We start from the raw sequence: 18746 nt of genomic DNA, 5'->3' as shown, positions 1-18746 counted from the left end.
CGGATCCCGTTATTCACCGCGCGGTGAGGCCCGGTGAATCCTAGGATCGCTCCCGAAACCACGTACATGTACGTCAGTACGTCATCCGTGAGCGACGGGGGAGTCCCTCTATGCCAGGTGCCATCCATGCCGAAGGTCTGGTCAAGACCTTCGGCGACGTACGAGCCCTGGACGGAGTCGACCTCGATGTACCCGAGGGCACCGTCCTCGGGCTGCTCGGACCCAACGGCGCGGGCAAGACGACCGCCGTCCGGGTCCTCACCACCCTCCTGCGCCCCGACAGCGGCTCCGCGTTCGTGGCCGGGATCGACGTCCTGAAGAAGCCCAACGAGGTACGCCGCTCGATCGGGCTCTCCGGACAGTTCGCCGCCGTCGACGAGTACCTGACCGGCCGCGAGAACCTCCAGATGGTCGGCCAGCTCTACCAGATGAGCGCCCGCGACGCGAAGGCCCGGGCGGGCGTCCTGCTGGAGCGGTTCAACCTCGCCGACGCCGCCGACCGTACGGCCAAGACGTACTCCGGCGGGATGCGCCGCCGCCTCGACCTCGCGGCCGCCCTCGTCGTCTCGCCGCCCGTGATGTTCATGGACGAGCCGACGACGGGCCTGGACCCGCGCAACCGGCAGCAGCTCTGGGACGTCATCGAGGACCTGGTGGCCGGCGGTACGACACTGCTGCTGACCACGCAGTACCTGGAGGAGGCCGACCGCCTCGCCCACGACATCTGCGTCATCGACCACGGCAAGGTCATCGCCCGCGGCACCTCCGACGAGCTCAAGGCCCGCACCGGCGGCGAGCGCGTCGAGGTCGTCGTCCACCGCCCGGACGAGATCGAGCGCGCCCGGTCGGTGCTCGCCTCGCTCGGCAAGGGCGAGGTCACCGTCGTACGGCTCGCCCGCAAGCTGACCGTCCCGGTGAGCGGCGGGGCCAAGCTGCTCGCCGAGATCATCCGCGAGCTGGACGGCAGCGGCGTGGAGATCGACGACATCGCGCTACGCCGCCCGACCCTGGACGACGTCTTCCTCTCCCTCACCGGCCACGCGGCCGAAGCGGAGGAGAACGGGGACCACGAGGACAAGGAGGAGACCCCGTGAGCACCACCACCAAGGACGCTCCCGCCCTGACCCCACGGCCCTCCGGCGGTATGGTCCAGTCGGCCAAGGACTCGCTCGTCGTCGCCAAGCGGAATCTGATCCGCATGGCCCGGATTCCTGAGATGCTGATCTTCGGACTGATCCAGCCGATCATGTTCGTGGTGCTGTTCACCTACGTCTTCGGCGGCTCGATCAGCATCGGCGGCTCCACCGACCCGCAGCTCTACAAGGAATTCCTGATGGCGGGCATCTTCGCCCAGACCGTCACCTTCGCCACCGCGGGCGCCGGAGCGGGCATCGCCGACGACATGCACAAGGGGCTCATCGACCGCTTCCGGTCGCTGCCGATGGCCCGGGGCGCCGTCCTGACCGGACGGACGCTCGCCGACCTCGTCCAGACCACGCTCACGCTCGTCGTGCTCGCGGGCGTCGCGCTGCTCGTCGGCTGGCGGACCCACGAGAACCTCGGCAAGGTGATCGGCGGCTTCCTGCTGCTGCTCCTGCTCGGCTACGCGTTCTCCTGGATCGGGGCCCTCATCGGGCTCTCCGTACGCACGCCGGAGGCGGCCACCTCCGGCGGGCTGATCTGGCTCTTCCCGCTGACGTTCATCTCGAACGCCTTCGTGCCGGTCAACAACATGCCGACGTTCCTCCAGCACGTCGCCGAGTGGAACCCGTTCAGCGCCACGGTGGCGGGCGCCCGTGAGCTCTTCGGCAACACGATGCCGGGCGTGCCGAAGTCGGTCACCGGCGCCTGGCCGATGGAGCACCCGGTCCTCGCCTCGGTCCTCTGGTCGATCCTGATCATCGTGGTCTTCCGGACGCTCGCGGTCCGCAAGTACCGCTCGGCGACCGCCTGAGCCACCGGCGACACGTAGGAGCCCCGGCCTTCATCGATGAAGGCCGGGGCTCCTACGTGTCGTTCCGTCGTGGTGGGCCGGACGTCAGCCCGTGTACGGCTTCGCCGCCAGGATCTTCACCGTGGCGGTCTTGCCGTTCGGCAGCTCGTACTCCGCGTCGTCGCCGGTCCGCTTGCCGTTCACGCCGATACCGAGCGGGGACTGCGGGGAGTACGTCTCGATGTCCGAGCTGGCGTACTCGCGGGAGGCGAGCAGGAACGTCGTCGTGTCGTCCTCGTCGCCGTCGAAGGCGATCGTCACGACCATGCCGGGCTCGACCACGCCGTCGTCGGCCGGCGCCTCGCCGACCTTCGCGTGCTCCAGGAGCTGGGTGAGCTGGCGCACCCGCAGCTCCATCTTGCCCTGCTCCTCCTTGGCCGCGTGGTACCCGCCGTTCTCCCGGAGGTCACCCTCCTCACGGGCCGCCGCGATCTTGACGGCGATCTCCGTGCGCGCGGGACCAGACAGGTGCTCCAGCTCGGCCTTGAGCTGGTTGTACGCCTCCTGCGTGAGCCAGGTGACGTTTTCGCTGGTCTGGGTCACAGGTGCTCCTCGTCGGTACTGGGAATACAAAGCATCGCCCTACCCGGAAGCATGTGCTTCCTCGGGTGGGCGAAACCACGAGCCTAACAATTCCCCAGGAAAAGGGGGAGAAGGTAAACCGTCACACGTCCGGGTGGACTGACCGGCCACCGTAAGAGCGCAGGTCGGAGGGGGTAGGGAGGAGAAGGGTGCGGGGGAGAAGTCAGCCGGTGGGAGAGTCGCTCGCCGTGCAGCCGGTGAGCTCGACCGCGGTGGCCCGCGCCCGGGTCCGCATCACCACCAGCTCGTCGATCCGGCTCGCGCCCGGGGCGAAGCGGGTCTCCTTGCGGCCGACCTCGCTGCCGTCCTTGCTCAGCGCCCGTACGGTGCAGTGCCCGTCGGTCTCGCTGCCCTTGCGCACTTCGAGGTGGGCCTCGGTCCGGGTGTCGGAGACGATGTCGAACTTGATCAGCTCGGCGCTGATGCCCTGGCCGGTCACATATCCCCAGCCGATCCAGCCGACCACGCCGAGCAGCGCGACGCCCAGCACCGAACCGACGATCTTCAGCTTGCGGTCCGTCCGCTGATCGTGGGTCCTGCCGTACCGCCCCTCGGGCGTGGCTTCGCGAACCGCCGTCATGATCTTTCCCTCCGGTCCGGGCAACGAGGAATTTTCCACCTTCCCGTTCGGTCACTATAGAAGTCGCCCGTGCGTCATCCGACCGCGCCCCACATCGCGACCACATCACTGAGGATCGAGCTTTGACTGAGCAGCTGCGACTGATGGCCGTTCACGCCCACCCCGACGACGAGTCGAGCAAGGGCGCGGCCACCATGGCCAAGTACGTGTCCGAGGGGGTGGACGTGCTGGTCGTGACCTGCACGGGAGGCGAGCGCGGCTCCATCCTCAACCCGAAGCTCCAGGGCGACGCGTACATCGAGAAGAACATCCACGAGGTCCGCAAGAAGGAGATGGACGAGGCCCGGGAGATCCTGGGCGTCCAGCAGGAGTGGCTCGGCTTCGTCGACTCCGGGCTCCCGGAGGGCGACCCGCTGCCGCCGCTGCCCGAGGGCTGCTTCGCCCTGGAGGACCCGCAGGTCGGGGCGGGACGGCTGGTGGCGAAGATCCGCGCGTTCCGGCCGCAGGTCATCACCACGTACGACGAGAACGGCGGCTACCCGCACCCCGACCACATCATGACGCACACGATCTCGATGATCGCGTTCGACGGTGCGGCGGACGCCGAGGCCTTCCCGGAGGACGAGTTCGGGCCGGTCTGGGAGCCGAAGAAGCTCTACTACAACCAGGGCTTCAACCGGCCCCGCACCGTCGCGCTGCACGAGGCGCTGCTCGCACGCGGCCTGGAGTCGCCGTACGGGGAGTGGCTGGAGCGGTGGAAGGAGTTCGAGCGGGTCGAGCGCACGCTGACCACGCACGTTCCCTGCGACGAGTTCTTCGAGATCCGCGACAAGGCGCTGATCGCGCACGCCACGCAGATCGACCCGGAGGGCGGCTGGTTCCGCGTTCCGATGGAGGTCCAGCGGGAGGTCTGGCCGACCGAGGAGTACGAGCTGGCCAAGTCTCTCGTCGATACCTCCCTCCCCGAGAGCGACCTCTTCGCGGGCATCCGCGACAATGCCTGATATGTACGCGACCCAGGCACTGACGCACGTCGTCCCGCTCGCCGCCGAGCTCGACAAGAACAAGGTCACCCCCGGCGTTCTCGGCTTCCTCGTCTTCGCCGCCCTCGCCGTCGGGGTGTGGCTGCTGATGAAGTCGATGAACCGGCACATGGGGCGGGTGAACTTCGAGGAGGCGCCCGACCCGGCCGCCGCCAAGGCCGCCGAAGGCACCCCGGGGGCTCCGGCCAAGAAGTAGGCCCGGGGCCCCGGGGTGCGGGCTTCCGTCCTCAAACGCCGGACGGGCTGGTCGGGGCCGGTACGCCCATCACCTCGCGGGAGTGGCGGGTGGGGATCAGGCCCAGGCGCCAGGCCTGCCAGCCGTCGTCCAGGTCCACGCCCCGGCCCAGCACCACCGCGAACGCCTCCGCGCACCGCTCCAGACCGGGGTCCCGGGACGGGTGGTGGGCGGCGGCGAGTTCCGCCAGTTCCTGCTGTCCCACCACCGTGCCCACCTCGCTGCCGCCCGGCGAGGCGTACGGCAGCAGCGTGCACCGCAGGAACCGGGCCCAGTCGCGCCCGCGCTCGTCCCCGTACGAGGCGAACAGCTCCACCGCCTCGCCGCACAGCGCCAACGCCTGGGCCGCCCGGCCGTTGCCCGCGTCGATCAGCGCCAGCTCCAGGCACGCCCACGCCTCCCCGTGCGCCACCCCGATCCGCCGGAAGTCCGCCCGCGCGTCCATCAGGAGCTGCCGGGCGAAGCCGGAATTGCGCAGGTTCCCGGTCTGCGCGGCCCGCTGGTCGCGGGTGACCCGGCCCGAGTGGTGGCGGGCGCAGGCCAGCCCGTACACGTCCCGCATCCGGGAGAACATCGTCCGGGCCCGCTCCAGCTCCCGTACGGCCTGCACCGCGTCACCGTCCTCCTCCAGCGCCTGGCCCAGGTAGTACAGCGTCCACGCCTCACCGCGCGCGTCCTCGTTGTCCCGGTGCCGGGCCAGCGCGTCGCGGAGCTGCTCCAGGGCGGCCCCCGGGTCGCCGTCCAGCAGCCGGGCGCGGGCGAGCTGGGTGATGGCCCACGCCTCGCCTCGGCCGTCGCGGGTGCGGCCGTACAGCTCCAGGGCGGTGGAGAGGGTCTCCTCGGCCGCCGCCACCTCTCCCGTACGCAGGCGGACCTGGCCGAGCTGGAAGCGGGTCCACGCCTCCCCGTGCAGCGACTCGCCCTCCCGGTGCAGGGTGAGCGCGGTGTCCAGCAGGGTGAGGGCGCGGGCCAGGTGGCCCCGGTCGCGTTCGACCGCCGCCAGCGCGTGCAGGGTCCAGGCCCGGTCCTCGGCCTGCGCGTCGGAGGCCTGGAGCTCCAGCGCCTCGCCGAGCCGGGCGGCGGCCTCGGTGAGGTTGCCCTGGTGGTGCAGGGTGATGCCGAGCGAGCAGAGGGCGAGCGCCGCGCCCGCGTCGTTGTGCGCCTCCCGGTAGAGGCCGACCACCGAGGAGAGCGTGGTGCGGGCCTTGTCCAGCTCGCCGAGCTGCCGGGCCGCGATCCCCGTACGCCACTGGACGGACCGCTCCAGCAGGCCCTGGTCGATGGAGCGGGTCAGCTCGCTGATCTCGCCCAGCCGGTAGAGGTCCCCGCGCAGCAGGCAGTAGTCGCACAGGGCGCCCAGGAGGTTCAGGACCGTGGACTGGTCGACGCCCTCGGTGTGGCGCAGGGCGGAGGTGATGAAGCTGGACTCGTCGTCCAGCCAGCGCAGCGCCGAGTCCAGCGAGCCGAAGCCGTGGGCGCCGAACTGGCCGGCCCGGGTCGACATCTTCCCGTCGACCATGCGGATCACGGCGTCGGCCAGCTCCGCGTAGTTCGTCAGCAGCCGATCATGGGCGGCGGCCCGCTCGGCCGGCTCCTCCTCATCCAGCAGCCGGGCCAGCGCGAAGCCCCTCACGAGGTCGTGGAGCCGGTAGCGCGAGCCCCGTACGTGGGTGAGCAGCCCGGCCCGGGTCAGCTCCTCCAGCCGCCGCCCGGCCTCCTGCTCGTCGGCCGCCAGGAGAGCGGCGGCGGCGGCCGCGCCGAGGCTGGCCCGGCCCGCCAGTGCGAGCCGCCGCAGCAGTCGGCGGGCCGCCTCGTGCTGGTCGGTGTAGCGCAGCCACAGGGCCCGGTCCACCGGGGAGACCGGACCGTAGGCGCGCAGGTCCTCCGCGAGCGCGCTGCGCGTACGGGCCCCGAGCGAGGACGCCGCCACCCGCAGCGCCAGCGGCAGCCCGCCGCACAGCTCCACGACGGCGTCGGTGGCCGGGTAGTCGTACGGACCGGCCTCCTCGCCCCCGGCCACCTCGCGCAGCAGCTCCTCGGCGCCCGCCGCGTCCAGCGGGCCGACCGGCAGGTGGTGGACCCAGGCCGGGACGTCCTCCGGCAGCTCCAGCGGCTCCCGGGCGGTGACGACGACGAGGCTGTCGGAGCGTTCCGGGATCAGGGTGCGGACCTGCCCGGCGTCGGTCGCGTCGTCGAGCACGATCGTGACGGGGGTCCCGGTGAGGTGCTGGTGGTACAGCTCGCCGAGGCGCCGCACATGCTGCTCGGCCGCGGACTTCCCGTACGGCTGCGGCTGCGCACCGGTGGGGGCTCCCGGGGTGGTCCCGTCCCGGAAGAGGAGCTGCTCGCGGGGGGCGCCGAGGCGGTTGAGGAGGTGCAGCAGGGCGTCCCGGGTCGGCAACGGGCTCTCCCCGCTGACCTGGCCCCGCAGGTCGACCACGCAGGCGCCTCGGAACTGGTCCCTGAGCTGGTGCGCCGCCCGCACCGCGAGCGTGGTGCGCCCGGACCCCGGCTCGCCGTGCAGCACGACGACGACCGGCCGGGTCTGCGGGGCGGCACGGGCGGCGTGCACCCACTGGGCGATCTGGGCGAGTTCGGCCCGCCGCCCGGTGAACGGCCCGTCGGCGGAAGGCAGATGGCCGAAGGACTGCTCCAGGACGACCCGGGTGCGGGCCGCCGCGCTGCGGTCGCCGCCGCGCAACTGCCGTACCACCGGGGCGGCTCGCTTCTTCGGGGTGCGGGCGGTGGGGGTCAGCATCCGCTGCTGGTCCAGGTACGGGCGGATGCCCCGTACCTCCAGCGCGGTCAGCCACTGGAGGCGCAACTGCTCGGCCCCGCCCGGCTGTCCGGCCGCGGCGGCACGGCGGTGGGCGGCGGGCCAGTGCGAGGCGGTCACCTTCGCCACGGTCGTCGCGGCGCCGGCCACCGCGACGACCGCGCCCGCGCCGAGGGCGGGGCCGGCGGCCGTCCCGAACGCCAGGTCCGCCCCGAACGCGGCGACGGCGGCAACTCCGGTCACCAGCAGCGGCGTTCCCAGGGTCTCTCGGCTGAACCGCTCCGACAGGGGCCGGTCACCGGCGGCCGCCGCGTCGAGCGCCTGCGTGTACGCCGCGTACTCCTCGCCCGCACCCGCCGCGATGGTGTCGAGCGCCGCCGTCGCCCGCGCCATCAGCACGCCGGAGTCCGTCCGGCCACCCGTGCGGCGCGCCTCCTCCTCCACGGCCCGCACCAACAGCCTTGTCGCGTCCGCCCGATGGCTGTCCCGCATGTGTGTCCCCCTCCGAGAGCCGCACCTGAAGTCGTCCGGCGCCGGAGGTCGGTGACCCCGGCGGCAGGACCAAGTGTCCTGCCCACGACGCTACGGCGCGAGAGCCACCGGGCAAGGGGACGGTCAAGGAGGGGGAGCGGGCTCGGTCCGCGCCCCCGCTCGCGGTCCGGCTCTCAGTCCGCGTCCCGGCTTCCCGAGCGGGGCGGCAGCACGGCGGTGTCGAGGAAGAAGGCGTCGATCTCCTGCACGGACTTGATGAAGGCGTCCAGGTTGACCGGCTTGGTGACGTAGGCGTTGGCGTGCCGGCGGTAGGCGTCCTCGACGTCGTCGGGGGCGGCGGACGTGGTGAGCACCACGACGGGGATGTTGCTCAGGGCGTCGTCCTCCTTGAGCACGGCCAGCAGTTCGCGGCCGTTCATGCGCGGCATGTTCAGGTCCAGGACGATGAGGTCGGGCCGCTGCCTGGCGGGGTCGCGGAGGTACTGGAGGGCGGCGACGCCATCGGTGACCTGGTCGATGGTGCGGGCCATGCCGCGATCCACCAGGGCCTCCTCGATGAGCAGGGCGTCCGCCGGATCGTCCTCGACGAGGAGGACGCTGTAGGGGCGGTTCGTGGTGAAGGCGTTCACGTCATGGCTCCGGTGATGGCGGGTGGGAAGAGGACGGCTGGGAGGCTCCGCGGTGAAGACCAGGCCCGGCCGGCGCCTGCGGGCGCCCTGCCGGCTGATCCCCCACGCCGCCGCAGTCGGGGGTAGTTCGCGCCCGCCCTGGCCGCCGCCTCGGCCTCGGCCTGGGCCTGTCGGCTGACCGCTCTGCCGAGGTGGGCCAGGACGCGGAGGCGGGCCGGCGGGTCGACAGTGCGCCCCTGGCCGACGTCCGGCTCGGCGGGCTGCTCCGCTCCGGGGTGCGCCGGGTCGTCGTCCGGCGCCTGCTCGGCCGGGCGCTGGGCCGGCTCCCGCAGGGCGTGGTCGGCGAGTACGTCCAGCATCCCGGGGTGGTCGGAGGTGCTGAGGTCGTGGCCCATGGACGTCAGCGTAGATGCTCGGACGGACCCGTGACAACAAACGTTGTCGGCGACGGTATTCTGTCCCGGCCCGGAGCGCTCCGGGCCTCGCACCGAGGAGAACACGCCGTGGGCCAGGGCAGTGCCGTGCCGACCGGGAAGCCGAAGAGACCCGTGACCGCCGGGTGGACGACGAAACGGTGGCTGGCGGTCACGGCCGCCGCCGCGTTGTCCCTGCTGCTCGCGCTCATGCTGTTCGGGGGCTGGATCCTCGCCCGGTCCACCGCCATCAACACGCGTCTCATCGACCACTCCACGCCCGCGCTCATCGCCTCGGTCCGGCTGGAGAGCGCCCTGGTGGACCAGGAGACCGGAATCCGCGGCTACGGCGTGACCGGGCAGGACAACTTCCTCGCCCCCTACCGCGAGGGTTTGCTGCGGCAGGAGAAGGCCGTGACCGACCTGCGTACGTTGGCCGGCGGCGACCGGGCGGCCGAGCGCGACCTGGCCGAGGTGGTCAGGAGAGCCGGGCAGTGGCAGGCCCGGATCGCCCGGCCCGTGGTCGCGGCCGCCGACCCGAAGACCGCCGCCGCCGAGCGGGCCGTCGAAGGGAAGGCCCTCTTCGACTCCGTACGCTCGGCCGCCGCCGCCCAGCAGGAGCGGCTGGCGGCGGACCGGGCCGGGGCCCGCGCGGACCTCCAGGAGGCGCGCACCCTGCGCAACTGGTCCTTCAGCGCCATCGCGCTGGCCATCCTCGCCCTCACCGCGTCGGTGTTCGTCGGCCTCCGCCGGGGCGTGACCGATCACCTGGACCGCCTCTCCGGCCATGTGCGTACGGTCGCGGCCGGCGAGTTCGGCCACCCGGTCGCCGGCACCGGCCCCGCCGACCTGCGACTCCTCGCGGCGGACGTGGAGAGCATGCGCGCCCGCCTGGCCGACGAGCTCGCCCACCGCGACGTGGCCCGGGCGAACCTGGCCGCCCAGGCCGAGGAGCTGCGCCGCTCCAACGCCGAACTGGAACAGTTCGCGTACGTCGCCTCCCACGACCTCCAGGAGCCCCTGCGCAAGGTCGCCAGCTTCTGCCAGTTGCTGGAGCGGCGCTACGCGGGGAACCTCGACGAGCGGGCCCGGCAGTACATCGCCTTCGCCGTCGACGGGGCGACCCGGATGCAGAGCCTCATCAACGACCTCCTGGACTTCTCCCGCGTCGGCCGGCTGGCGACGGAGCTGCAGAGCGTCGATCTCGACGAGAAGTTCGAGCGGACCCTCACCTCGCTCAGCCTGGCCGTCGAGGAGTCGGACGCGGTCGTCACCCATGACCCGTTGCCCGTGCTGGAGGGGGAGCCCGGCCAGTTGGGCATGCTGTTCCAGAACCTCCTCACCAACGCGATCAAGTTCCGCTCCCCGGACCGCGCACCCGTCGTCCACCTCGGCTGCCGGCCCGTGGACGACGGCTGGGAGTTCGCCGTCACCGACAACGGCATCGGTATCGAGGCGGAGTTCGCGGAGCGGGTCTTCGTCGTCTTCCAGCGGCTGCACACCCGCGAGCAGTACGCGGGCAACGGCATCGGCCTGGCCCTCTGCAAGAAGATCGTGGAGTACCACGGGGGCACCATCGCCGTCGACCCCGCCCACTCACCCGGCACCCGGATTGTGTTCACCCTGCGGAAGGCGCCTCCGCGCGTGCTGCTGCCGCGACCGCTCGACGGCGAGCGAGGCGAGCGCGGCGAGCGCGGCGAGCGCGGTGAGGCCGGCGCGCTCACCGGTTGAGGGCGTCGGCCGGGATCTCAGGGCGGCCGGCGGCCGAGGCGCCCGGCCCCGGCGCTCAGGGCGGCTGAGGGGCCCGGACCGGGCGCTCAGGGCGGCTGAGGGGCCCGGACCGGGCTTCTCAGGGCGGTTGAGGCGCCCGGATTGGCTCTCAGGACGGGCGGGGCACGTCGTCCGCGCGGAACGCGATGACGGCGATGTCGTCCGTGGCCTCACCGGGCGGCGGCAGCAGCGCGGCGACGAGTTCGGCGAGGGGGCGGCCGGGGCCGCGCAGCCCGGCTGCCCGCTCGGCGAGCCGCCGCGTACCGTCGGAGATATCGGCGCCGGGCCGCTCCACGAGCCCGTCCGTGTAGAACAACAGGGTGTCACCGGGGTCGAGTTCGTGGTCCCAGTCGTGGCGCTCCACCCCGGCCGCCACGCACAGGGGCGGGTCGGGCTCCTCGGGGCCGTACAGGCAGCGGGGCGGCCCCGAGGCGGGGATCAGCAGCGGCGGCGGGTGCCCCGCGTTGGACAGGGTGACGTCCCAGCGGTGGTCCCCGGCCGGCCTGAGCACGGCGTGCAGCGCCGTCACGAGGGCGACATCGCTGACGCCCTGGGTCACCTCGTCCAGCCGGCTCAGCGTGTGCGCGGGGCCGGCCGAGCCGTCGGCGTAGGCGAACGCGCGCAGCATGCTGCTGGCCTTGGTCATCTCCGTCGCCGCCCGGAGGTCGTGGCCGACGACATCGCCGATGGAGAGCGCGAGAGCCCCGTCGGGCAGGACGATCGCGTCGTACCAGTCGCCGCCGATCTCCGCCGTCGTGCTGGCCGGCTGGTAGACGGCGGCCAGCTCCGCGCCCTCCACCCGCGGCGGTGTGATCAGGAAGGACCGCTGGAGGACCAGGGCGGTGTCGCGGATGCTCTGGAGCTCCAGGGTGCGCCGCAACGGGTCCCGGACGCTGACGAGGACCTCCTCCAGCAGGCCGAGCTCGGCGTCGCCGGGCGGCGGGTTGCCGAGGCAGCTCGACGCGGAGGCCAGGGCCACGGTCCGGTCGTCGATGACGACGGGCACGATCGCCAGGCTGGTGGCCCGCGCCCGCACCATCCAGCCGGCGGACGGGCCGGAGACCAGCGCCTCCGGCGGTTCGCCGGGTGGAAAGGTCACCATCTTCGTCCGCCGGCTCTCGATCACCTGGCGCGCCAGGGCGCCGAGCGCGAAGTCGTCCGTGATCGGCGGGAGCGGCGGTACGCCGGTGGCGAGCGCCGTCCGCGCCCTGGTGGCGTACAGGGCCTCGGTACCCGAACGGGCCCGGTCGGGGTGTCTGAGCTGGAAGACGACGAAGGCGTCGGCGAGATCGGGCACCACGGCGGCGGCGGTGGCGGCGAAGGCCTCCGGCAGGTCGCGCGCCGAGGAGACCGCCGAGGCGCGCTCCAGCAGCCGGTCCCGGGTCCGTACGCGCCACTGGTCCTCGGCGTCCGTCACCGTACCGATCCACTCGCCGACCTCGCCGACCTCGCCGACCTCGCCGTCGCGGAGGACGGGCACCGCGACGATCTTGATGTGCCGGTAGCGGACCGGGTCCCCGGCCAGCCGGATCCGCACCACGGCGTCGAGCAGTGCGTCCCCCCGCGCGGTGGCGGCCCACTTCCCGGCGAACCCGTCACGGTCCTTCGGGTGGACGGCGTCCATCCAGGGAAGACCGGACCGGCCGGGGTGCCACAGACCGCCGCCGGTCTCGCCGAGGCGGCCGACCAGCGCCGAGACCTCTCCCTCGGGGGTCATCCGCCAGACGACCTGCGGCACCGCCGAGAGCAGGGCCTCGTACCGCGCCAGATCCGTACCGTGGTCCGCCGGCACGTGCGTGCGTACGGCCGCGTCCACCGCCGGCCCGTCCGGCACCCGGACGGCGAGCAGCAGCACGGACGCCCCGTGCCGCGATGTCACCGGCAGACAGCTCACCACCCACAGCCGCGGCCCGCCCGGCCCGTCGGGCGTGGTCAGCGGTACGTCGACGAGGGGCGCCGACCGGTCGGCGCCGGCCAGGTCCAGCGCCCGGAGTACGGGGCGCAGCCCGGGCCCGGTCAGGGCGACGCCCGCCTCCTGGCCGGGGCGCCATGAGGCGAAGAGCCACCGGAAGGACCGGTTGTGCTGGACGAGCCGGTGCCGGGGGCCGGTCACCAGCGCGGCGGCGACGGCGGCCTCTTCGAGGCTCTCGATCTCGAACACCCGACCGCCCTTCCCGACCGCCGAACCGACCCCCGTCGATGATCTCCCGGATGCGGCCCGCACGCCCGGCGGCGGGGCACACCCTGAGACGCTGCGCTGCCTGCGGGCACGTGGGGTGCTGCGACTCCTCACCGTCCCAGCACCCCGACGGGCATGCCGAGGCCTCCGGGCACCCGGTGCCGACGAGCTTGGAGCCGGGAGGACTGGTTCTACGACGTACGCACGGGCGCATTCCTCGACGGACCCGCACTCGCCCGCCCTCGGCACACCCGGCCTCGCAGCCCGTACCGGGACCTGCCGGAGCCGTACCGGAGGACTGGCGGGCGCTCGTACGCCGGCCTCCGCGCCGCGAGGCTGCTCGCTTCCTGGGCCCTGCCTCCGCTCCCTCGCTTCCCGGCGGTTGCCGGTCGCGAACGGGAACACCCGCACCCCGGACAAACCCGCCGCCGCGAAGGCTGTCGTGCCCCTGCGATTCTCGCCGCTTCACGCAGCCCCATCCCTTCAACTGATCTGTCCGCACCCAGGAGGGGCAGAGCCCAATCGGCCGCGCACACGGCACACCTGAAAGGAACAGACATCTCTCGCACGAGCGCATTCACGTGCGAGGCGCGGAACACCCCACCCAGGACATCGCCGTCTTCGCGTACGACACCTCCGGTCGCCTGCGTGAGACGTGGAACCCCCGGGTCACCCCGGCGCTGAAGACCGCGTACGAGTACGACGGCTCGGGCCGGGTCACCAGGCTGACCCCGCCCGGCGAGCTGCCCTGGACCTTCACCTACGGCCAGGCCGGCAACGCCGACACCGCGGGCGCCCGGCATGCTGCTCAAGGCCTCCCGCTCCGGGCTTCAGCAGGGCACCGCAGACGTCGAGTCCGGCACCGCCGCCACGTCGGTGGTGTACGACGTACCGCTGACCGGCGGTGCGGCCCCGCACGCGATGGGCGCGGCGAACGTGAAGGCCTGGGGTCAGCTCGACGCCCCGACCGACGCCACCGCCGTTTTCCCGGCAGACGTGGTCCCGGCCTCGCACAGCGGCTCATCCCTGGGCTCGGGCGACTACGCCCGCGCCTCGTTGCAGTACCTCGGCGTCTCCGGCCGCGAGGTCAACTCCGCCTCCCCCGGCGGGCACATCACCACCACCGAGTACGACCGCTTCGGTAACACCGTGCGCGAGCTCTCGGCGGCCAACCGCGCGGTGGCACTCGGCCTGAGCGCGGCCGACCGGAGCGCCCAGGCGGAACTGGGCATCTTCGAGCTCGCATCCGTCGAGCGGGCCGACCTGCTGGCCACCCGGTCCGCGTACAACTCGACCGGCACCCGCGAGCGGTCAGTTCGTCCTCGCGGCACGCTTCGCCTACACGGGTTACCGGGCCTACCGCCTCGCCAAGTCCGCGAGGTTCGCGAGCCGGGCGCTGCGCTCGGGCCGCTACGGCGGTCTGAGCTACCGGTACGGCAACATCAGCGTGGCGAACTACGGGCGGGCCCGCTCGGCTGGGACCGTGAAGTAGCTCTGCGCGCGCTGTTGACCAGCGAGTGGTACACCGTCGGTTGGGGCGGCGAACTGGGGGAAGGCCCGCTCGTGGCGTCCTTCGGGGCGGCCGCGCCTTCCCTGGAGGAAATGACGCTCGCGGTCGAGGCGGAGCTGTCCCGAAAGCTCCGGGTGTCGGAGCGCCGCCACCTCTTCGGCGGGGTGTCGGAGCTCCATCTCCGCCACGATGACGGCTGGACCGACCTGCTCCGCGGCGGCACACCGTCGCGTGAACAGGATCTGAAGCGGGCCTCGCAAGAGGCCACGCTGCGTACGGTCTGACCGCACGCACCGCACCGCGGGCCCCGGCATTCCATGCCGGGGCCCGCGGCCATGTGGCGCCGGCTCCACCTCCGGCACCAGGGCCGCTCGACACCCGCACCCCGACGGCCCGGCCCGGCCCGGAGCGGATCGGCAGCCTGACCCACGCCTCGCCCTCCAGAACGTGGCTGACGTCCACCCGCTGGGCGCCGAGGTCCACCGACAAGCCGGACGGCTGTCGGAGTCCGTGTTCGCCAGGTGTGCGCGGAACCTACCCATTTCCGTCTCGGACCACCGCCGGTCCGCCGGGGAGGAGAAAGCGGTCGAGGTCGTCCAGCCTCGAAAGCGCACCGAGATTGTCCGCTGTGGACTCGCCGACCAACAGGACGAAGCCTGCGGTCTCCCTTTTTGCCGGTGTGTGCTTTCCGCTTCGCCCATCGCTGACGCACCGCACGGACAGGGAACTTCGCCCGAGGCGGCCCCTGCCGGTAGAGCAGATGGAGGCTTCCCCTGGTGCTCGGTCATGAGGAATCTTCCAGCGCTGTCAGACGGCTCCCAGGTCGACGGTGACGGAGAAGGGAGCAGCAGTCTTGATCGCGCCGGTGAACATCTCGCCGTCCCGGTAGGCCTTGGTGGCGGGATCGAGGACGTAGGTGTACACGATCGGGACACCGGTGGGGGCCTGCTCGACCCGCCAGTAGAAGGGGATGCCGGCCTTGGCGTACTGGTCGACCTTCACGATTCGGTCGGTGGTCCCTGATCCCGGGGACACGACCTCGACGACCAGGAGGACGTGCTCGGGGCGGGTGGGCGTGAGGTCGATGGTTTCTGCCCGGTAGACGATGACGTCCGGGCGGCGGTTGGTGAGGGGAACGCCCTGGAGGCGGACGTCGAAGTCGGTGTCGGCGTTCCAGTCCGGGCCCGCGGCGACGTCCAGGGCATTGGCCAGGATGCGGGCCAGCCGGTTGTGGCGCTTGGACGGCATCGGGCTGACGGCGACCATTCCGTCCCCGATCTCGATGCCGGCGCACTGCTCCTCGGACCAGGAGTCGTACTGTTCCGCGCTGATCTGGGTGTACATCCACGCAGGCACCACCATCTCGGCGGTCACGGTGTACCTCCCACGAGGAGCTGGTGCTGCCGGGGTCAGCCTATTGTCCGCCGATGCCGGACCGCTCGGCATCGGCAGCGCTTACCCGTCCCACCTGCCCGTTCACACCCCGCCCCGTGGCGCGCGGGTGTCGTGGAGGCGGGTGCGCGAGGATTGGGGGTATGGCCAACCGACTTGCGCAGACCACCTCCCCGTACCTGCTCCAGCACGCCGACAACCCCGTCGACTGGTGGCCCTGGTCGCCCGCGGCGTTCGAGGAGGCCAGGAAGCGGGATGTGCCCGTGCTGCTCAGCGTCGGGTACGCGAGTTGCCACTGGTGCCACGTCATGGCCCATGAGTCGTTCGAGGACGAGACCGTGGCGGCCTACCTCAACGAGCGCTTCGTCGCCGTGAAGGTCGACCGGGAGGAGCGGCCCGACGTCGACGCCGTGTACATGGAGGCCGTCCAGGCGGCCACCGGGCACGGTGGGTGGCCGATGACCGTGTTCCTCACGCCGGATGCCGAACCCTTCTACTTCGGGACCTACTTCCCGCCCGAGCCCCGGCACGGGTCGCCCTCCTTCCAGCAGGTGCTCGAAGGGGTGAGCGCAGCGTGGACCGACCGGCGTGAGGAGGTCGCCGAGGTGGCCGGGCGGATCGTCGCCGATCTGGCCGGGCGGTCACTGGCGCATGGCGGCGATGGGGTGCCGGGGGAGGCGGAGGTCGCGCAGGCGCTGCTCGGGCTGACCCGGGAGTACGACGAGCAGCACGGCGGGTTCGGGGGCGCGCCCAAGTTCCCGCCGGCCATGGTGGTGGAGTTCCTGTTGCGGCATTACGCCCGTACGGGGGCCGAGGGGGCCCTCCAGATGGCCGCCGACTCCTGTGCGGCCATGGCCCGGGGCGGGATCTACGACCAGCTCGGCGGCGGGTTCGCGCGCTACTCGGTGGACCGGGAGTGGGTCGTCCCGCACTTCGAGAAGATGCTGTACGACAACGCGCTGCTGTGCCGCGTGTACGCCCACCTCTGGCGCACCACCGGATCCGCCGAGGCCCGGCGCATCGCTCTGGAGACCGCCGACTTCATGGTGCGGGAGCTCCGGACCGCCGAGGGCGGCTTCGCCTCAGCGCTCGATGCCGACAGCGAGGATCAGGAAGGAAAGCATGTCGAGGGTGCCTTCTATGTGTGGACTCCCGCGCAACTGCGTGCGGTGCTCGGTGAGGAGGACGGGGCCTTCGCCGCCGCGTACTTCGGGGTGACGGAGGAGGGGACCTTCGAGGAAGGCGCCTCCGTTCTTCAGCTCTCCGGTGAGGCGCGGCCCGTGGACGCCGGGCGCGTCGCCGACGTACGGGACCGGCTGCTGGCGGCGCGCGAGGAGCGGCCGCGTCCGGGGCTGGACGACAAGGTGGTCGCCGCCTGGAACGGGCTCGCCATCGCCGCCCTCGCCGAGACCGGCGCCTACTTCGACCGGCCCGACCTCGTGGAGCGCGCCACCGAGGCCGCCGATCTGCTGGTCCGGGTCCACCTCGGTGAAGTCGCCCGGCTGACCCGGACCTCCAAGGACGGGCGAGCCGGGGACAACGCCGGCGTGCTGGAGGACTACGGCGATGTCGCCGAGGGGTTCCTCGCGCTGGCCGCCGTGACGGGTGAGGGCGCTTGGCTGGAATTCGCCGGGTTCCTGCTCGATGTCGTGCTGGAGCAGTTCACCGGCGAGGGCGGGCAGCTCTACGACACCGCCCACGAGGCGGAGAAGCTCATCCGGCGGCCGCAGGACCCGACCGACAGCGCCACCCCGGCCGGGTGGACGGCCGCCGCGGGGGCCCTGCTCTCGTACGCCGCCTACACCGGGTCCGAGGCTCACCGGACTGCTGCCAAAGGTGCGCTCGGCGTCGTCAAGGCGCTGGGGCCGCGTGCGCCGCGCTTCATCGGCTGGGGGCTCGCCGTCGCCGAGGCGCTGCTGGACGGGCCGCGTGAGGTGGCCGTCGCCGGGCCGGTCGGCGGGGAGCTGCACCGTACGGCGTTGCTGGGCCGGGCGCCGGGTGCCGTGGTCGCGGCGGGCGAAGGGCCGGGAGCGGGGGCCGAGTTCCCGCTGCTGGTGGACCGGCCGCTGGTGGGCGGGGCGCCGACCGCGTACGTCTGCCGGCACTTCGTCTGTGACGCGCCGACCACCGATGCGGGGGAGCTGGCGGGGAAGCTGGGCGGCTGAGCGCCCGGGGCGATGAGGAGGGGGCCGGCCGCTCGGCGTTGAGCGACCGGCCCCCTTTCCCGTATCCATACGGACTTATCCGTGCTGGTACGCCACCAGCGAGATGCCCACGTAGTGCGCCACGAACGCCGCCAGCGTCAGCGAGTGGAACACCTCGTGGAAGCCGAACCAGCGCGGCGACGGGTTCGGCCGCTTGATGCCGTAGATCACGCCGCCCGCGCTGTAGAGCAGCCCGCCCACGATGACCAGCACCAGGACCGCGATGCCGCCCGTCCGCATGAAGTCGGGCAGGAAGAAGACCGCCGCCCAGCCCATCGCGATGTAGCACGGTGTGTAGAGCCAGCGCGGGGCGCCGACCCAGAAGACCCGGAAGGCGATGCCCGCCGCCGCGGCCGCCCAGACTGCCCAGAGCAGGGGCCGTCCGGTGGATTCGGGCAGGAGCAGCAGGGTCAGCGGGGTATAGGTCCCCGCGATGATCAGGAAGATGTTGGCGTGGTCCAGGCGGCGCAGCACCGCCTCCCCGCGCGGCCCCCAGGTGCCACGGTGGTAGACCGCGCTCACGCCGAAGAGCAGGCAGGCCGTCGCGACGTAGATCGCGCAGGCGATCCGGCCCTCCACGCTGTCGGTGAGGGCGATCAGGGTGATCCCGGCGATCAGCACCGCCGGGAACATGCCGGCGTGCAGCCAGCCGCGCATCCGGGGCTTGACGGGGACGGGGTCGAGTTCGACAGGGCCTGTGGTCGCCCCACTTGGGCTGGTGGTCGCGGCGGCGGCAGCGGCGTCAGTCATATCCGCATGTTACCTACGCAACCGTAGGTAACGAATATGAGTGGCGATGCTCACGTGTGAGGCCCCCTGGACAGATGGGCGAAACGGTCGGATGATCAAATGAGTGCGGTCGGCACCGGATGAGCGCCAGGGGATCGAAGGGTACGAAGCATCCGGGTCGCAGCCCCCACGGGGCACCTGACAACACCCACCCTCATC

At 72.4% G+C, this 18746-nt stretch carries 14 protein-coding genes and 2 pseudogenes; 8 read left to right on the top strand and 8 right to left on the bottom strand.

The features are described from left to right. The first annotated feature begins 110 nt into the window (after positions 1 to 110). Positions 111 to 1094: an ATP-binding cassette domain-containing protein gene (locus tag ACFWRT_RS07270; RefSeq protein ID WP_380950473.1), complete on the top strand. Its 984-nt coding sequence runs from the start codon at positions 111 to 113 to the stop codon at positions 1092 to 1094. After that, positions 1091 to 1954 carry an ABC transporter permease gene (locus tag ACFWRT_RS07265; protein ID WP_380950472.1) on the top strand — a complete coding sequence of 288 codons (864 nt, stop codon included), beginning with the start codon at positions 1091 to 1093 and terminating at the stop codon, positions 1952 to 1954. The genes ACFWRT_RS07270 and ACFWRT_RS07265 overlap by 4 nt, the downstream gene beginning before the upstream one ends. Before the next feature lie 84 nt (positions 1955 to 2038). Here the strand turns inward: ACFWRT_RS07265 and greA are convergent, their stop codons facing one another. After that, complete coding sequence (gene greA, locus ACFWRT_RS07260; protein ID WP_380950471.1) at positions 2039 to 2536, bottom strand: transcription elongation factor GreA; 498 nt, start codon at positions 2534 to 2536, stop codon at positions 2039 to 2041. A 202-nt stretch (positions 2537 to 2738) separates the two neighbouring features. Then, a complete protein-coding gene (locus ACFWRT_RS07255) occupies positions 2739 to 3155 on the bottom strand; it encodes a DUF4307 domain-containing protein (protein ID WP_380950470.1) in 417 nt (138 codons plus the stop codon). 122 nt (positions 3156 to 3277) lie between these two features. Here ACFWRT_RS07255 and mca point away from each other — a divergent pair, with 122 nt between their 5' ends. Next, entirely contained in the window at positions 3278 to 4159 is an 882-nt protein-coding gene (gene mca / locus ACFWRT_RS07250; RefSeq protein WP_026241164.1) for a mycothiol conjugate amidase Mca, read from the top strand. A gap of 1 nt (position 4160) precedes the next feature. Next, positions 4161 to 4394, top strand: coding sequence for a hypothetical protein (locus ACFWRT_RS07245; protein WP_380950469.1), 234 nt, complete (start codon positions 4161 to 4163; stop codon positions 4392 to 4394). Between the two features lie 31 nt (positions 4395 to 4425). Here the strand turns inward: ACFWRT_RS07245 and ACFWRT_RS07240 are convergent, their stop codons facing one another. From ACFWRT_RS07240 to ACFWRT_RS07230, 3 genes are all read right to left on the bottom strand, one after another. Beyond that, the gene (locus ACFWRT_RS07240; RefSeq protein WP_380950468.1) at positions 4426 to 7701 is read right to left on the bottom strand and encodes a tetratricopeptide repeat protein; all 3276 of its coding nucleotides are present in this window, start codon (positions 7699 to 7701) and stop codon (positions 4426 to 4428) included. A 173-nt stretch (positions 7702 to 7874) separates the two neighbouring features. After that, positions 7875 to 8330, bottom strand: coding sequence for a response regulator (locus ACFWRT_RS07235; protein ID WP_380950467.1), 456 nt, complete (start codon positions 8328 to 8330; stop codon positions 7875 to 7877). Then, positions 8327 to 8725: a hypothetical protein gene (locus tag ACFWRT_RS07230; RefSeq protein WP_380950466.1), complete on the bottom strand. Its 399-nt coding sequence runs from the start codon at positions 8723 to 8725 to the stop codon at positions 8327 to 8329. Before ACFWRT_RS07230 ends, ACFWRT_RS07235 begins: the two co-directional genes overlap by 4 nt. A 108-nt stretch (positions 8726 to 8833) precedes the next feature. Here ACFWRT_RS07230 and ACFWRT_RS07225 point away from each other — a divergent pair, with 108 nt between their 5' ends. Then, entirely contained in the window at positions 8834 to 10474 is a 1641-nt protein-coding gene (locus tag ACFWRT_RS07225; protein WP_380950465.1) for a sensor histidine kinase, read from the top strand. A 148-nt stretch (positions 10475 to 10622) separates the two neighbouring features. Here the strand turns inward: ACFWRT_RS07225 and ACFWRT_RS07220 are convergent, their stop codons facing one another. Then, positions 10623 to 12230 (bottom strand): PP2C family protein-serine/threonine phosphatase, encoded by a 1608-nt coding sequence (locus ACFWRT_RS07220; protein ID WP_380950533.1) that lies wholly within the window; start codon positions 12228 to 12230, stop codon positions 10623 to 10625. Between the two features lie 482 nt (positions 12231 to 12712). On the opposite strand from ACFWRT_RS07220, the pseudogene ACFWRT_RS07215 reads away from it, so the two are divergent. Both ACFWRT_RS07215 and ACFWRT_RS07210 read left to right on the top strand, forming a co-directional pair. Next, positions 12713 to 12997, top strand: a pseudogene (locus ACFWRT_RS07215) (UBP-type zinc finger domain-containing protein); the annotation flags it as partial. 306 nt (positions 12998 to 13303) lie between these two features. Beyond that, a pseudogene (locus ACFWRT_RS07210) lies at positions 13304 to 14000 on the top strand (sugar-binding protein); the annotation flags it as partial. A 1009-nt stretch (positions 14001 to 15009) separates the two neighbouring features. Here ACFWRT_RS07210 and ACFWRT_RS07205 read toward each other — a convergent pair. Continuing rightward, positions 15010 to 15576 carry a Uma2 family endonuclease gene (locus tag ACFWRT_RS07205; protein ID WP_380950464.1) on the bottom strand — a complete coding sequence of 189 codons (567 nt, stop codon included), beginning with the start codon at positions 15574 to 15576 and terminating at the stop codon, positions 15010 to 15012. Positions 15577 to 15737: 161 nt separating this feature from the next. Between ACFWRT_RS07205 and ACFWRT_RS07200 the strand changes: the two genes are divergently transcribed. After that, positions 15738 to 17759: a thioredoxin domain-containing protein gene (locus tag ACFWRT_RS07200; protein ID WP_380950463.1), complete on the top strand. Its 2022-nt coding sequence runs from the start codon at positions 15738 to 15740 to the stop codon at positions 17757 to 17759. A gap of 75 nt (positions 17760 to 17834) precedes the next feature. On the opposite strand, the gene trhA is transcribed toward ACFWRT_RS07200, so the two are convergent. Further along, positions 17835 to 18548, bottom strand: a complete 714-nt coding sequence (gene trhA, locus ACFWRT_RS07195; RefSeq protein WP_380950461.1) for a PAQR family membrane homeostasis protein TrhA — start codon at positions 18546 to 18548, stop codon at positions 17835 to 17837. Between the last annotated feature and the right edge of the window lie 198 nt (positions 18549 to 18746).

Origin of the sequence: Streptomyces cyaneofuscatus (assembly GCF_042718795.1) — a bacterium.
Lineage (GTDB): Bacteria > Actinomycetota > Actinomycetes > Streptomycetales > Streptomycetaceae > Streptomyces > Streptomyces cyaneofuscatus_A.
Note: the sequence above shows the minus strand (reverse complement) of the source record. Positions and strands in the feature narration are given on the sequence as shown.